The organism is Pirellulimonas nuda (assembly GCF_007750855.1).
GTDB lineage: Bacteria > Planctomycetota > Planctomycetia > Pirellulales > Lacipirellulaceae > Pirellulimonas > Pirellulimonas nuda.
On sequence record NZ_CP036291.1, the window covers coordinates 347254 to 362993 of the forward strand.

Annotated in this window: 10 protein-coding genes; 4 read left to right on the forward strand and 6 right to left on the reverse strand. The window is 68.9% G+C overall.

Annotated features, from left to right (window positions below; translation table 11 throughout):
- Window positions 1-12 precede the first annotated feature (12 nt).
- Window positions 13-459: a MarR family winged helix-turn-helix transcriptional regulator gene (locus tag Pla175_RS01335; RefSeq protein ID WP_145280572.1), complete on the reverse strand. Its 447-nt coding sequence runs from the start codon at window positions 457-459 to the stop codon at window positions 13-15.
- A gap of 281 nt (window positions 460-740) precedes the next feature.
- Here Pla175_RS01335 and Pla175_RS01340 point away from each other — a divergent pair, with 281 nt between their 5' ends.
- The 3 genes from Pla175_RS01340 (at window position 741) to Pla175_RS01350 (ending at window position 5886) form a co-directional block, all read left to right on the forward strand.
- Window positions 741-1133, forward strand: a complete 393-nt coding sequence (locus Pla175_RS01340; protein ID WP_145280574.1) for a hypothetical protein — start codon at window positions 741-743, stop codon at window positions 1131-1133.
- 79 nt (window positions 1134-1212) lie between these two features.
- Complete coding sequence (locus Pla175_RS01345) at window positions 1213-2646, forward strand: efflux RND transporter periplasmic adaptor subunit (RefSeq protein ID WP_145280576.1); 1434 nt, start codon at window positions 1213-1215, stop codon at window positions 2644-2646.
- A 114-nt stretch (window positions 2647-2760) separates the two neighbouring features.
- Window positions 2761-5886 carry an efflux RND transporter permease subunit gene (locus Pla175_RS01350; protein WP_145280578.1) on the forward strand — a complete coding sequence of 1042 codons (3126 nt, stop codon included), beginning with the start codon at window positions 2761-2763 and terminating at the stop codon, window positions 5884-5886.
- Window positions 5887-6041: 155 nt separating this feature from the next.
- On the opposite strand, the gene Pla175_RS01355 is transcribed toward Pla175_RS01350, so the two are convergent.
- The 3 genes from Pla175_RS01355 to Pla175_RS01365 all read right to left on the reverse strand — a co-directional run bounded on the left by Pla175_RS01355 (window position 6042) and on the right by Pla175_RS01365 (window position 12112).
- Complete coding sequence (locus Pla175_RS01355) at window positions 6042-7490, reverse strand: Gfo/Idh/MocA family protein (RefSeq protein WP_145280580.1); 1449 nt, start codon at window positions 7488-7490, stop codon at window positions 6042-6044.
- Between the two features lie 202 nt (window positions 7491-7692).
- Window positions 7693-9981: an efflux RND transporter permease subunit gene (locus tag Pla175_RS01360; protein ID WP_145280582.1), complete on the reverse strand. Its 2289-nt coding sequence runs from the start codon at window positions 9979-9981 to the stop codon at window positions 7693-7695.
- Window positions 9982-10165: 184 nt separating this feature from the next.
- Window positions 10166-12112 (reverse strand): redoxin domain-containing protein, encoded by a 1947-nt coding sequence (locus Pla175_RS01365; protein ID WP_145280584.1) that lies wholly within the window; start codon window positions 12110-12112, stop codon window positions 10166-10168.
- Between the two features lie 154 nt (window positions 12113-12266).
- Here Pla175_RS01365 and Pla175_RS01370 point away from each other — a divergent pair, with 154 nt between their 5' ends.
- A complete protein-coding gene (locus Pla175_RS01370) occupies window positions 12267-13430 on the forward strand; it encodes a tetratricopeptide repeat protein (RefSeq protein ID WP_145280586.1) in 1164 nt (387 codons plus the stop codon).
- A gap of 183 nt (window positions 13431-13613) precedes the next feature.
- Here Pla175_RS01370 and Pla175_RS01375 read toward each other — a convergent pair whose 3' ends face one another.
- Together Pla175_RS01375 and Pla175_RS25755 are read right to left on the reverse strand one after the other, a co-directional pair.
- A complete protein-coding gene (locus Pla175_RS01375) occupies window positions 13614-14987 on the reverse strand; it encodes a DEAD/DEAH box helicase (RefSeq protein ID WP_391527850.1) in 1374 nt (457 codons plus the stop codon).
- Between the two features lie 362 nt (window positions 14988-15349).
- Entirely contained in the window at window positions 15350-15688 is a 339-nt protein-coding gene (locus Pla175_RS25755; protein WP_197527192.1) for a hypothetical protein, read from the reverse strand.
- Window positions 15689-15740 lie beyond the last annotated feature (52 nt).

Below are 15740 nucleotides of genomic sequence, written 5' to 3' on the forward strand. Positions count from 1 at the left end.
AGCGCGACCCAACTATGCCGCAGTGGGCGACGTGGAGCTGACATTCTGGTGTACCTTTTGAAGCAGGGTCTTGAGTTGAGCCACCTCGCTGGTGGAGAGGCCCTTGGCGGCCTGGGCGCGGACCTCGCGGGCGCAGCCGGCCACCTTCTCCCAGATCGCCTCCGCGGGGGGGAGCGGGTAGATCAGCTTCCGCCGGCGGTCGTCCGGGCAACCCCGCCGCTCGACCAGGCCGGCCAGTTCCATGCGGTTCAGGACACCGACCAGGCTTGGGGGTTCGATCAACATGCGACCGCACAGGGCTTTTTGTGTCTGCGGGCCGTCCAGTTCGAGGTAGCCCAGCACCTGGGCCTGACGGTAGGTGATGCCGTGGGGCGCCAGCTTTTCGGTGATCGCCCGGGCAAACCCTTGGTTGGCGATCGCGATCCAGTAGCCGATGCTGTCTTCGAATTCGTACCGCATGCCGGATCACTTCATTTAGTTAGCTTGTTAATTAGTTTAGACAGCCTCGCTAGAATGGCAATCCAAGCAGGGCAGGCAGCGCCGCTGCCCAAACCGTCGCTCCTGAGTATACGAACAGCGGGCGGGCTCCGCCCCGTCGGGGGGATCCGATCGGTGCTTGGTTTGAGACGCGTCGACGGGGCGGCGCCCGTGGGCTAGTGGCTCTCTTCTGTGTGATTTCGCTTACTGGTCCGACGCAATCGCTCTGGCTGCCCGGTCCTGCCCCAGCATATACTCGTTGTATGCGGTTTACTGCCTCACCCATCGCCTCGTGCTTGTTGACGGCGGCCCTCGTCTATCAGATGGGGGTCTGCCCGTGCGGCTGCGATGAGCACAACGTGTGGCTAGAGGCCGTCCGAGCCGCCGTGGGCGACCAGGACACCCATTCCCACCCGCCGACCGACACGCCGGCGTTCGATCACGCCCACTGCGGGTGCGCCCCGCAGGCCGCGTATTGCTCGGCGGTGCGGGTGGCCGCCGACCAGCAGGTTTCCGTCTGCTGCTTCGCCGCTGCCGGAACCCACGGCGGCGACCCCCTTGCGCCGACCCTACCGGGCGCTTCGATCAGCGATTTCGGCGACCCTCTTCAAGACGCGCCCACGCTGCGCGCGCAACTGCAGGTCTACCGGATCTGAGCCCCGCACCGGCTGCTTCTTCTCTTGCAGACGCTGCGTGATTGGCCCCGATCCCTCCCTTAGAACCTGCGGTTCCGTGATGCGCATTGTGCTCTCTTTGTTGGCTTGTTTGGTGGTCGGCCTCGCCGCGGGGCTGTGGTTCCGGCCGGCGCTCGACGGGTGGCGGGGGGCGCAAGAGGTCGCCGCCCCTGAGGACGATCACGAAGACCACGCCGAGCCGTTCATCGGCCTCTCCCAGGCGGCGTACGAAACGCTCGGCATCCGGTTGCAGACGCTGGCCCCCGAGCCCTACGACGTGACGATCCGCCTCCCGGCAGAGGTGGTGGAGCTGCCGGGCCTCAGCGCCGGCAAGCTCGCCTCGCCGGTGGCCGGCGTGGTGACCGACGTGCTGGCCATGCCCGGCATGACGGTAGAGCCGGGCGACGCGCTCTTTGTGGTCCGCGTGATCGACGAACGCGTGATCGAGGCCCAGCTTGAGCTGCTCACCGCGTTGACCCGGCTCGAGAACGTAGAATCGGAGCTGTCGCGTCTGGGCCCGCTCGCCCAGTCGGGCGCCGTGGCCCAACGCAGGCCGCTGGAGCTGGAGTACGAGAAACGCGAGCTGAGCGGGCAGATCGACCGCCTGTCGCAGGAGCTGATCGTCCGCGGCCTGCCGGCCGAGCAGTTGGAGAAGCTGCGCAGCGAGCGGACGCTGCAAGACCGGCTGGTCGTGAGGCTCCCCGCGCCGCAGCAGCAGGCAGAACAAGCGACCGCCATGGCGGTGCGCCCGGCGTCGTGGACCGAGGCGGACCGCCCATCTGGGGAATCGACCGTCGAGACGCTGCTGGTCACCCCGGGCCAGGCCGTGGCGCGGGGCGACGCGTTGTGCGAGCTGGCGCACCACAGGCAGCTTTACCTAGCGGCCCGCGCGTTCGCGGACGAGGTAGACCAGCTCTCCCAGGCGGCCGAGGCGGGGCAGACGGTCACCGCCGAGTTTGTCGCCGCGGGGGGGGGACGCGAGCTCCGCCCGGGGCTTCCGATCCGCTACGTGGCGGGGCACGTCGACCCCGAGACGCAGACCTACCTGGCCTACGTGGCGCTCCCCAACGAGCTGTTGCGCGAAACCCGCGACGCCCAGGGTCGGCGCTACCGCACCTGGCGGTACAAGGTGGGCCAGCGGGCCCACGTGCGGGCGCCGGTGCGGCGGATCGAGGGGGGCTTTGTGCTCCCCCCCGAGGCGGTCGCCACCGACGGCCCCGAGCCGCTGGTGTTCCGCAAGCCAACCTTCCAAGAGCACGCCGCCCACGCCGCGGAAGAAGCCGCCGCGGGGCACGACCACGTCGAGCCTTATATCGAGTTCTTGCCGGTCCCCGTGACCGTGCTGCACCGCGACGCCCACCGCGTGGTCGTGGCGCCGGGCGACCTGCTGCGGGCCGGCTCCCAAACCGCGGCGACCGGCGCCTACCCGCTGTACCTGGCGTTCAAGTCGCAGCAAGAAGGCGGCGGGGGGCATCATCATGACCACGATCATTGAGGGAGGGGCGAGGGACGAGTGATGAGTGATGAGTGATGAGTGATGAGTGATGAGTGAACCTCTTTCCTAACGACTAACACCTAAAACCTAAAACCCAAAACCTAACACCTCTTCATGCTCAACCGCGTTATCCAGGCTTCGCTCGACAACCGCCTGCTGGTGCTGGCCGGCGCCGTGGCGGTGTTGGTGATGGGGGCGTTGGCGGCGCTGCGGCTCCCCATCGACGTGCTCCCCGACCTCACCCGCCCGCGCGTGGTGCTGATCACCGAGGCGCACGGCATGGCCCCCGAGGAGGTCGAGCGGCTGGTGACGTTCCCGATCGAGACCGCCGTGAACGGCGCCAGCGGCGTGATCGCGGTGCGCTCCAATTCCGACATCGGGCTGTCGGTGGTGAACGTGGAATTCGAGTGGGGGACCAACATCTACACCGCCCGGCAGATCGTGCAGGAGCGGATCGCCACGGTCGCGTCGCAGCTCCCCGAAGACGCCCAGCCGCAGTTGGGGCCCATCAGCTCGCTGCTGGGTCAGATCCAGATGATCGGCGTCTGGAGCAACTCGGGCGACACCTCGCCGCTGGAGCTGCGGACGCTCGCCGACTGGCAGATCCGCACCCGGCTGCTGGCGATCCCCGGCGTGTCGCAGGTGATCACGATGGGGGGGGGCCGCAAGCAGTACCAGGTGCTGGTGGACCTGCACGCGATGCACGAGCACGAGGTGTCGCTGCACCAAGTGGAGCAGGCGCTGCGGGAAAGCAACCTGAACGTCACCGGCGGGTACGTCGACCGGGGCGCCCGCTCGATGCAGGTCCGCGGCCTGGGGCGGGTGCAGTCCATCGAAGACATCGAGCAGGTGGTGGTGCGCGCCGGCGGCGAACGCCCGGTGCTGGTGCGCAACATCGCCCGCGTGGTCGAGGGCGCCCAGGTCAAGCGGGGCGACTCGTCCGTCAACGGCCGGCCCGCGGTGGTGATCACCGTGCAGAAGCAGCCCGGCGCCGACACCCGCCGGCTGACCGAGGCCATCAACCAAGCGATCGCCGCGCTGCGTCCGTCGCTCCCCGACGACGTGGTGGTCGACCCCACCATCTACCAGCAGCGGGAGTTCATCGACTTCGGCGTCGCGAACGTGGTCGAGGCGCTGCGCGACGGCTCGGTGCTGGTGGTGGTCGTGCTGCTGCTGTTCTTGATGAACCTGCGGACCACGTTTATCACCCTCACGGCGATCCCCCTCTCGGTGCTCGCCACGGCGCTGGTGTTCCGCTGGATGGGGCTGTCGATCAACGTGATGACGCTGGGGGGCATCGCGGTGGCGCTGGGCGAGCTGGTCGACGACGCCATCGTCGACGTTGAGAACATCCTCCGCCGGCTCAAGGAGAACGCGCTGCTGCCAGAGCCACGCCACCCGCTACGCGTGATCTACCAGGCCAGCAGCGAGGTCCGCGGCGCCATCGTGGTGAGCACCGGCATGGTGATCCTGGTGTTCGCGCCGCTGTTCGCGCTCTCGGGCATCGAGGGGCGGATGTTCAGCCCGCTGGGGGTGGCCTACGTGGTGAGCATCCTGGCGTCGATGGCCGTGTCGCTGACGGTCACCCCCGTGCTCTCCTACTACCTGCTCCCCAAGGCCAAGAGCACCACGCACGGCGACGGCCCCCTGCTGCGGGGGCTCAAGCGTCTGGCCGCGCCGGTGGTGCGGGCCAGCATGACGCGCAGCGGGCTGACGCTGGCCGGCGGGGCGACGCTGCTGCTGCTGGCGGCCAGCGTGGTAGAGATGGCCAAGATGGGCAAGAACTTCCTCCCCCCGTTCGACGAGGGCGCGGCGCAGGTGAACCTGTTCACCGAGCCGAGCGCCTCGCTGGAGGCCATGCGCCGGCTCAGCGCGGTGGCCGACCGTAAGTTCAGCGAGCTGCTGGCCACGCCCGAAGACCCCACCGCGCCGCTGCTCTCCTTCACCTGCCGCACCGGGCGTGCCGAGATGGACGAGCACGTGATGGGGGTGAACGTCAGCGAGTACGTGATGACCCTCAACCCCAAGAGCGAGCTGAGCCGAGAGGAGCTGATCGAGGCGCTCGGCGAAGCCGCAGAAGGCGTGCCCGGCGTCGAGCACGAGGTAGAGCAGCCCATCGCCCACCTGATCAGCCACATGCTCTCGGGCGTGACCGCGCAAATCGCGATCAAGCTGTACGGCGACGACCTGGGCGAGCTGCGCGCCCAGGCGGAGTCGATCAAGGGCGCCATCCAGGACATCCCCGGCATCGCGCCGCCGGTAGTCGAGCAGCAGCAGCAGGTGCCGCAGCTCCGCGTCGAGCTGCGTCGCGACCAGCTCGCTACCTTCGGGCTCACGGCGGCGCGGGTGCTGGAGTTTGTCGAGACCGCCATGAACGGCCAGGTGGTGACGCAGGTGATCGAGGGGCAGCGGTCGTTCGACCTGCTGGTGCGGATGGAAGAGTCGTACCGGACGGACCCCGAGGCGCTCGGCCGCACGCCCATCGACCTGCCCGACGGCGGCGTCGTGCCGCTGTCGGAAGTGGCGCGGATCTACGAGGGCGCGGGGCCCAACACCATCTCGCGCGAAGACGCACGCCGGCGGATTGTGGTGCGTGTGAACACGGCCGGGCTCGACCTGGCCAGCGCGGTCCAGCAGATCGAGGCGCGGATCGCCGAGCGGGTCGACCTGCCCGAGGGCTACTTCATCGAGATGGGGGGGCAGTTCGAGGCGCAGCGGGAAGCGACCCAGCGGATCGGCTGGCTGAGCCTGGTCTCCATCGCCGCGGTGTTCGTGCTGCTGTACGGGGCGCTGGGGTCGGCGAGCCTGGTGTGGCAGGTGCTTGTGTCGCTGCCGGTGGCGCTGGTGGGGGGCGTGTGGGCGCTGGTGCTTACCGGGCAAGACTTCTCGGTCGCCGGCATGGTGGGCTTTATCTCGCTAGGGGGCATCGCGGCGCGCAACGGCCTGCTGCTGGTGGGCACCTACCTCGACCGGGGCCGCGAAGAGGGGCTCACCCAAGAAGTGATCGTCGCCGGCAGCCTCGACCGTCTGGCGCCGGTGCTGATGACCAGCCTCACCACGGGCCTGGGGCTGCTGCCGCTGGTGATCGGCGGCGACCAGCCGGGCAAGGAGATACTCTACCCGGTGGCGACCGTCATCCTCGGGGGGCTGGCCACCTCTACCGCGTGCGAGCTGCTGCTGCGCCCGGGGCTGTTCTGGTTCTTCACCCCCCGAAGCGTGTTCGGGATACGACGCGTGTGAAGCGGGGCGGCGCGCAAAGCGGCGCTGCAAGGTCGCGACGATCGGTTCCACGACGACGCAATCCGCCAAAAGCTGCCGACCTAGGGTCGGCAGCTATTGGGCGCGCGTAGCGCGTCAACAAGCAGGTCGCTGAGAGCCGACAGCTAAAAGCTTCCTTACGCTCCGATCTCGAAGCCCTTGCGCTGCTTGCGTGCGACGAACGATGTGGCTTGGTCGTCGCCGGTGAACTTCATGGCCGCGGGGTCGAACGTCAGCTTGCGGTTGAGCCGCAGCGCGATGTTCACCGCGTGGCAGACGTTCAGGTGGGCGTTGTGCGACGTGACGTCGGAGACGGTCTTGCCGCCGTTCTTCACGCACTCGACAAAGTCGCCCATGTGGCTGGTCGGGGGCTTCTTGCCGTACAGCTTCTCTAGGGCGTCTTCGGGCAGCGGCTTCTCTTTGAGCTGGTCGACCGCCTTGCCGGTGAGCTTGCCGCGGTTGACAAACATCCGCCCCTCGGAGCCCTGGAACATGATGCCGTTGCCGAAGCCGAGGTCGGGCGCTTCGTCGCAGACGTCCAGCACCAGGCCGTCGGCGAACGTCACCCGGCACTTGAACTTGGTGGCGCAGTTGAAGCGGTCGTGCACGGTCGGCATGCCGTTCTCGAACGGCACCGGGTGCTCCACCATCAGCGGATCGAGCGTGAAGGGCTTGTCGAGGGGGGGCTGGGTGGCCCACAGCGCGATGTCCACATGGTGGGCGCCCCAGTCGGTCAGCTTGCCGCCGGCGTACTCGTACCACCAGCGGAAGAAGTTGTGGGTGCGGCTGAAGGGGACCCCGGCGCCGTAGCCGGAGGTCTGGATCTTGGCGCCCGCGCAGTAGGGGACCACCGGCGTCTGGCCGAGCCAGGTCTGGAAGTCGAACTCGCGCGGCGCGTCGGTGGTGGGCAGCGGCGGGCAGGTCATCGAGCCGTCGATGCCGCAGGTGACGTGGTTGACCTTGCCGACGCGTCCGTCGCGGACGATCGCCGCGGCGTTGGCGAACCGCTTGCCGAAGTCGCTCCGCTGCTGCGTGCCGACCTGGAACACCCTGCCGGTTTCTCCCAGCACCTTCTCGATCGCGGCGCCCTCGGCGATGGTCAGCGTCAGCGGCTTCTCGCAGTAGACGTCCTTGCCGGCCCGCATCGCCTCGATGGCCAGCTTGGTGTGCCAGTGGTCGGGGGTGGCGATCACCACGACGTCCAGGTCCGAGCGGTCGAGCACCCGGCGGTAGTCGCGGCAGTGCTCGATCCCCATCGGGTAGCGATGGGTGTTGTGGGCGTCCATGGCCGACTGCAGGCCGCGGCCTAGCTGCACGTCGTCCAGGTCGCACACCACCGCGGCGGGGCCGAACTGCGTGGCGCCGTTGATGAGCTCGTGGAAGCGGATGCCGCAGCCGATGAACCCGGCGACGACCTGATCGTTAGGCCCGGGCCGCTTGGCGCCCGACTGCCGCGACCCCGCCGGCTGGGCGCCGGCCGGCGCCGCCATCGCGGCCAGCCCCATCCCCGCCAACCCCGCGGTAGCCGAGGCGGCGCCCAAGAAACGACGGCGGGAGACGTGATCGATCGGGGCGCTGGGGTCCATCAGGGGCCTCTTGAGATAGAGTCGTTGAGAAGCAGCTTCACGCAGAATCCGTATGTTGCGCAATCGCGGGTCAGAAGTCCAGCAGCGCGTGGCCAGAGTCAACGGAATCCATCGGAACCCACCCTAGCCGACGGGCTCCGCCCCGTCGGGGCGCCGGATGGACGCGTCTACTTCCTCACCCCGACGGGGCGGGGCCCGCCGGCTAGCGGTCGGCCGGCTCGGGGTGGGGGCGTACTGCGCCGCGGTAGAAGCAGGAGAGCAGCGCCGGCAGCGCCACCAGGTCGCCGACCAGCGCCGTGGAGATCGTGCAGCAGGCCATCGCGGCGAAGGTTCGGTGCCCCGGCAGGTCGCTCATCAGCATCGCGCCGAAGCCGGTCACCAGGATCACCGTGGTCATGATCAGCGCGCTGCCGACCGCCACAAACGCCCGGCGGATCGCTGCGTCTACGTCGCCGTCGACCGCCACCTCCTGGCGGAAGCGCGACAAGAAGTGGATGGTGTCGTCGACCGCGATCCCCAGGCAGACCACAAACGCGCACACCGCCGACATATCGAGCGAGCCGTTGGTGAACACCAGCAGCGTCCCGGTGGCCGCCAGCGGGAACAGGTTGGGGACCACCGAGATCAGCCCGGCCCGGGCCGAGCGGTACGCGATCCCCAGCACGATCAGGATCACGACCGACGCGGTCGCCAGGCTGCGGCGCAGGTCGTCGACGATCTGGTAGAGGTCGCGCGACAGCTTCACCGGGGTCCCCTCCAGCCGCCACGCGTACCCGGGGTGGGCGGCGGCCAGCCCGTCGACGAAGGTCTGCTCCAGCCGGTCGAACACCGGCGTGTACTTCGCGATCCCCTTGTCCTGCATCCGCACCGACACCACCGCCTCGCGCTCCGCCGGTCGGTAGAAGAACCCACGCAGCTCCGACGGGAGCAGCGACAGGAACGTCACCTGCGTCTCGAGGTCTTCCGGGTCCCCCGGCATCGAGGCCAGCATGCCGCGTACGCTCAGCGGGTGGGCCAGCAGCGGCTCGGCTTTGATCACCCGCTCCGTGTCGCGGATGGCGGCCAGCACCTGGGGGTCGTCCTCGTCCACCCCCTCGGGCCAACGCATCACGACGCGGAAGAACTCGATCCCGCCGAAGTGCTCGTCGCAGTACGCGAGCGCCTGGTACGCCTCGGCGCCGGCGGGCATCGCCGACGCGAGGCGGTTGTCGGGCCCCAGCCGCAGCGCCACCGCGGCGAGCGCCAGCGTCGCGGCCACCGAACCCGCGGAGACGACCCACTTGCGGGCGATGATCCAGTCGATCAGGCGCCCCAGCCAGTCGACGCTGTGGCTCACCAGGTCGCGCGACTCGCCGCGCTCGACGTAACGCCCCACCCACGTGCTGCACAGCAGGGGCACGAAGGTGATGATGGCCATGAACGCGATCACCACCCCGCAGCAGCAGATCAGCCCGAAGTCTCGCACGTAGTCGCTGCCGGCCAGCAGCAGCGACGCGAACCCCACCGCCGTGGTGAGCGACGTCAGCCAGCAGGCCATGCCCACCTTCTCGAGCGCCAGCCGCGAGGCGTCGATCGGCGCGGCGCCGGCGAGCCGCTCGCGACGGATCTGCACCAGCAGGTGGACCCCGTCGGTGAGCCCGATCATCGACACCATCACCGGCATCACCACCTCGGCCAGCGGGTTGCTCGGCACCCCCAGCAGCTTCACCAGCCCCAGCGACCAGAACACCCCCAGCGCCGGCGCCAGCGAGATGACCGCCACGGCCGCCACGCCGCGGAACATCAGGATCGCCAGCACTAGCGCCAGCAGGTAACCGACCATCTGGAAGAAGGTCTTGTTGCGGTCGAACGCCGACTTCTGCGCGGCGAACAACGGCGTGCGGCCCGTGAGACGCACGCGGATGGGGGAGTCCGCAGACGCGCCCTCGGCGAGCGCCCCGCGGGCGGTGGCGAGCACCTGGTCGACCGTTTGCGCGCTCCCCTCGGCGGCGAGCTCCAGCCAGTCGTAGGTCACCGGCATCAGCAGGGCGTTGCCGTCGTCGGAGACGAGCTGTTGGGCCAGCGGGTGGACGAGCAGCTTCTGGCGCGCCTCGGCCAGCGCCTCGGGCCCAGCCCCCTCGGCGGGGATCAGCGGGTCGGCGAAGCCGAACACGTTGAGCATCGGCACGCGGTCGGCCCAGAACACGCTGTCAACAATCGGCAGCGCCTCAACCGCGTCGACCATCCGCCGCACGGCCGCCATGCGCCGCGGGGTGAACAAGTCGGGGGCGTCCACGACCAAGAACGAGTCGCTGCGCGAAAGGTCGAGGCGCCGGGAGACCTGATCGGCGACCGCCGGATCGGCCTCGCGCAGGCGGGTCTCGTACTTCTCCAGCGGGTGCACAACGTGCGCCGGCCGGACGTACCCGATCGCCGCCAGGAGGGTGACGATCCCAATAAACACGCCGACGACGCCGCGATGCGAAGCAAACCAAGCAGCGAACTTTAGCATAAGAATGGGACGCGGATCGTCGCGGATGAAACAGATAGACGCGGATTCACGATGGCTTCATAACTCGTCCGCACGGCTTATCACTGCTCACACGCGCGCAGCGACTTGCGACAGCGCATGTTCAGTTACTCTGCCACTAGAAGCGTGCTAACGCGGTCTGACGATCAGAGTGTTCGATCTCTACTTATCCGCGTCCCGTTCTTCGCTCGCGCTCCAGCGCCGCTTCGAACGCTTCTTCGCTGCTGATCGACTTGTCGCCGTCCAGGTCGTGGCGCTCGAAGGCGAACAGCCGGAAGGCGTCGGGCATCTCGTCGCGTTGCAGCAGGCCGTCGCGGTTGTGGTCGAAGCGTTCGAACAGCTTGTCGGCGGTCGCCTGGGCTCTGGTCACGGCCTCGGGGGTGATCTGCCGGCCTACCTTCTCGTCGGTCCGCAGGCTGCCGCGCGGCACGGCCACCTCGAAGAACGCGATCATCATCTCCTGGAAGGTTTGGTCGCCCCAACGAACCGCGGCGGTGGGGTCGGGGTTCACCAGGTTCCCCTTCGAATTGTCGAAGTGGGCCAGGCACTCGACGCGGAAGCCGGGCACGGTGGGGATCGACTCCTTCAGCCCGTAGCCGTGCTGCCAGTTGAAGTCGTAGGCCGGCACGTCCAGCAGCACCTTCTGGGCGCCGTCGGGCCAGACGCCGGTCATGCGGAAGCTCTTGCCGCGGACGTGCATGTGGGGGCCCATCCCCAGCAGCTTCCCCTGGGCGGGGAACCGCTCGATGGCCGCCTTGACCGGGTAGTTGGAGTCCCCCGGCGGGATCTCGAACTTGCCGTTCGCGGCGTACATGGTCACCACTTCTTCGGTCACCGTGTCGGGGTCGGCGAACACCAGGCCCAGCTTGGTGAGGTCTTTCTCGACGCTGCCGGTGGGGGTGTAGTGGACCTGGAAGATCAGCTTCGAGCCGGCGGGGATCAACCGCGCCTGGCCCTTGGGCAGCTCCATGCTGCTCTGACCGGGGACGTAGGCGCCCAGCCACCCCAGCCCGCGACGCCCCTCTTCGCCCGGCGGGCTGATGAACACGATCACGTGGTGCACCACGCCGCGGCAGCCCGGCACGATGTCGGCCGCCTGGATCCACTTGTCTTCGGTAAGCTTGGGGTCTGCCGCGAAGTACTGGTACTCGATGACCCCCTCGGCCGCGACCTCGTAGGGGACGCTGCGCATCGGCACCACCAGGTCGGGCTCGCGCGGCAGCCGCCAGCCGGTGACGAACTGCTTCGGCTCGGGGAGGTCGGCCGGGTCGCCCTGCGGGGCGCCCGCCTCGACCCAGTCGTACACCAACTGCTTCTCTTCGGCGGTCATTAGCCGCTCGCCGTGGTAGTGGCCGTACTGCGGGTCAGCGTGCCAGGGGGGCATCCGTTGGTCGCGGATCACCTCGGCGATGGTCTCTGCCCAGCCGGCCGCCTCGTCGTAGTCGGTCAGCGCGAACGGGGCGATCTCGTCGTTGCGGTGGCACTCTAGGCAGTGCTTCTGGAACACGCGGGCGATCTGATTGCTGTAGGTCACGGGGCTCGACTCGTCGGGTTCGCCCCCGCGCCCGATCACGCAGCCCGGCGCGTGGGTCTTGGCGTTCGCGATCAGCTCGCCCGCCAGCACCGCGTCGATCGCGTCGCGTAGGTCGTTCACCTGCGGGGCGTCGCGGATGTAGCCCACGCCGTACTGGTCGTCGATCCGGCCCTGGTAGACCACCTCCCGCTGGCGGTTGAGCAGGAACACCTCCGGCGTCCGCTGGGCGCCCAGCAGGTCGGCCACCTGGGCGCCGTTGTCCTTGAGCAGCGGGAAGGGGATCTCCAGCCGGCGGCCGTAGGCGGCCAGCTCGGTGAGGGAGTCCTGCCGGTTGGAGTCGACGCCGATGAACGCCACGCCGCGGGCCTCGTACTCTTGCGCCATCTGGGCCAGCCGCTGGCCGTACAGCTTGGCCAGCGGGCACTCGACGCCCAGGAAAGCGACCACAACCAGGCCGTTGTCGTCAAAATCCGCCAGTCGGACCTGCTTGCCGTAGACGTTGGGGAGCGCGAAATCGATCGACTGGGCGCGGGCGCTCAGGGCCAGTGAAGCGAGCACGACGAGAGAACAGAGTCGCATAGGGGCTTCCTACGGAGGGGCGGGCCTGGGGGCGTTACCCTGAGTGTTGGCGCGCCTGCCCCGTCCGGCAAGCGTTGACAGGGGGGGGAGGGGGGCCGACATTCGGTGTTCCGCCCCCCAGACGCGAGCCAACAGCCCGCCGAACTTACATCACATGTCGACTACCCCTTCCAACCTGACGCTCGAGGGCGAGCGTGTCGCGTTCGTGGGGCCGCTCGCTAGCATGCCGCGCCGCGACGCGGCGGCGCTGGTGCGACAGGCGGGCGCCGAGGTGGCGCGGGGGGTCAGCGCGTCGGTCACGCTGCTGGTGGTGGGGGACGAAACCGCCGACTGGCGGTCCGTGCTCGGCGACGACGCCGCGCTGATTGAATCGGCCCAAATCGTTTCCGAGACGCAGCTCTGGCAGCGGCTGGGGCTGATCGAGAGTGAGCAGGGGGTCCGCAGCCTCTACACGCCGGCGATGCTGGCCGAGATGGTCGGCGTCCCCCCCGCCATGCTGCGACGCTGGGTCGGCCGCGGCCACCTGCGGGCCGCGCGCACCGTGGGGCGGATGCCCTACTTTGACTTTGGCGAGGCCGCCGTCGCCCGTCGGCTGGCCGAGCTGCTGGCGGCGGGCTGCTCGGCGGCGCGGATCGACCGCCTGGTCGCCGAGCTGCAGGCCGCCGCGCCGGAGCTCGACCGGCCGCTGGTGCAGCTCTCGATCGTGGTGGAGGACGGCGCCCTGCGGGTCCGCCGCGGCGACGACCTAACCGAGCCCAGCGGGCAGCGGCTGCTGAACTTCGACGCATCCGTAGACGAACCCGCCGACGTGCTGCAACTGACCACGCCGCGTGACCTGGAGCGGGAGTTCTGCGCCGACGGCGCCCGCAACACGGCCGCGGAGCTAGAGGCGGCCGGAGACGTGGCGGGCGCCATCGCCGCCTGCCGCGCCGTGCTGATGAGCGGCCAGGGGGACGCCGCCGACCAGTTTACCCTGGCGGAGCTGCTGTACCGCGTGGGCGACCTGCCCGCCGCCCGCGAGCGTTACTACGCCACGCTTGAGCAGGACGAAGACTACGTCGAGGCCCGCGCCAACCTGGGCTGCGTGCTGGCCGAGCAGGGAGAGCTGGAGCTTGCCGCGGCCAGCTTCCGCGGCGCCCTCGACTGCCACCCGGACTTTGCGGACGCCCGTTACCACTTGGCCCTGACGCTGGAAGACCTGGGACGCACGGCAGAAGCCATCGACCACTGGCGGCGTTTCTTGGCGATCGCCCCAGAGAGCCCCTGGGCCGAAGAGGCGCGTCGGCGGTTGGAGCAGAGCGCTGCTGAGGCGGAGTAAGGGTGTGGCAGGGCAGGGAGAACGTCGAAGCGGTCTGAAGATCGCAAGACGCCAATAGCTGCCGACCTACGGTCGGCGCGTTCGAGTATCGGGTCGCGCAATAGCTTCTAGAAACCAAGCACGTGCCGACTGTAGGTCGGCAGCTACCGACGCTGTGCGCGCCTCAGGCGCTCGACCGCGCCGCTAAAGCGCCTTGCGGTGGCGCTTCCTAGGACGCTTGCCGAACGGGGCGGGTTTCGGGGGTTCTGGCTCGGCGGGCTCCACGGGCGCGGCGGGTTCCGCCGGAGCGGGGGGCGCCTGCGATTCTCCTTTGATCCCGAAGAAACGCGCCTGCCGCTGCTCGGTGGCCTTCTGCGCCACGGGCGCCGCGGCCTCGAAGCCCTCGATCTGGTCGCGGGTCAGCTCCTTGTTGATGAGCATCTCGATCCGCGTCAGCTCGCCGCCCTGCTCGGGGGTCACGAACGTGTAGGCGACCCCGTCACGCCCCATCCGCCCGGTGCGTCCCACGCGGTGGACGTAGTCGTCGGAGCTCTGGGGCATGTCGTAGTTGACGATGTGGCTGATGTTGCTCACGTCGATGCCGCGGCCCACGACGTCGGTCGCCACCAGCAGGGTGACCTCGTCGGCCCGGAACTTGCGCATCACGCGGTCGCGCTGGCTCTGGTTCAGGTCGCCGTGGATGCAGTCGACCGACTTCACCTTGCCGGTGAGCTTGGTGTAGACCTTGTCGGCGCCCCGCTTGGTGCGGGTGAAGATGATCGCCTGGGCGGGGTCGTCCCGCTTGAGCAGGCGGACCAGCAGCTCGAACTTCTTCCGCTCGTCGACGGTGAAGTAGAACTGCTCGATCGTGTCGACCGTGGCGGTCTTGGGGCTGAAGTCGAGCATCGTCGGCTCGATCATGTACTGCCGCGCCAGCCGCTGGACGCCGGGCGCCAGCGTGGCCGAGAGCAGCAGGGTCTGCCGCTGGCGGGGGCACTTGCGGAGGATCTTCTCGATGTCGGGGCGGAAACCGATGTCGAGCATCCGGTCCGCCTCGTCCAGCACGACGCAGCGGAGCTGCTCCAGCACCAGGAAGCCGCGGGCGAGCAGGTCGAGCACACGGCCCGGGGTGCCGACCACGATCTCGGCGCCGCGCTGCAGCTTGTCGACCTGCCCCTTGATCGGCTTGCCGCCGTACACGGCCAGCGTGCGCACCTTGCGGCCGTGGGCCAGCTTGTCGATCTCGTCGCGCACCTGCACGGCCAGCTCGCGGGTGGGCGCCAGCACCAGGGCTTGGGGCGGGGCGCCGCGGCCGTTGTCGGCGAGCATCTCAAGGATGGGGATGCCGAACGACGCCGTCTTGCCGGTGCCGGTGCGGGCCTGGCCGAGCACGTCTTTGCCCTGCAAAGCGACCGGGATCACCCCGGCCTGGACCGGCGACGGGGTGTCGTAGCAGGCGTTCTTGAGCGACGCCAGCATGGTGTCGGAAAGACCCATCCCCTGGAACGTCGCGCTAGGCGACTCGGGGGCGGGCTGGCCGTTGTCATCCGCCGAAGGCTCGGCGGGGGGGGATTGCAATTCCTCGTTTTCAGTCATAGCCCGAAAGAATGGGCTTTTTGAGCAGAAAGAGCAAGGGCCGGCTTTGCGGGCGCCTGGGGCGCTTAGCGCTTAGCGGTCAGCGGTCAGCTTTCAGCTTTCAGCTCGGAACGCGCGACGACCAGCAGCAGACGCCCAATAGCCGCCGACCCTAGGTCGGCGGCTATTGGGCGCGGCTCGCTTCCCAAAAAGCTGACCGCTGAAAGCTGACCGCTGAAAGCTGACCGCTGAAAGCTGAAAGCTGACCGCTGAAAGCTGACCGCTCCATCAAAAAGCAAGGCCGGCGGGGCGAAATCGCCCGGCCGGCCTGCGCATGTTTCACTTACAAAAGCCCGCGGTGCGAACTACTTCGCGGCGGTCTTCGGCGCCCGCTTGGCGGGGGCGCGCTTGGCGGCGGGCTTCGCAGCCGCCTTCTTCTTGGTCGACTTCTTCGCTACCGGCTTGGCGCCGGTGGAGCGGGTCGCCGGCTTCTTCGCGGCGGCCGGCTTGGCGGCCTTCTTCTTGGTCGACTTCTTGGCGGCGGGCTTGGCGGCCGCCGTCTTGGTCGCGGCCGGCTTAGCGGCGGCCTTCTTCTTCGTCGACTTCTTCGCGACCGGCTTGGCCGTCTTCGACGTGGTCGTCTTCGAGGAAGCGGTCTTCGGCTTGGTGGACCGGGTCGTAGCGGCCTTCTTCTGCGTTGCCATTGAGGATGGCTCCTTCCGTGGGTGCGCCCGTGTTGGATTGCCTTTCCCTCGG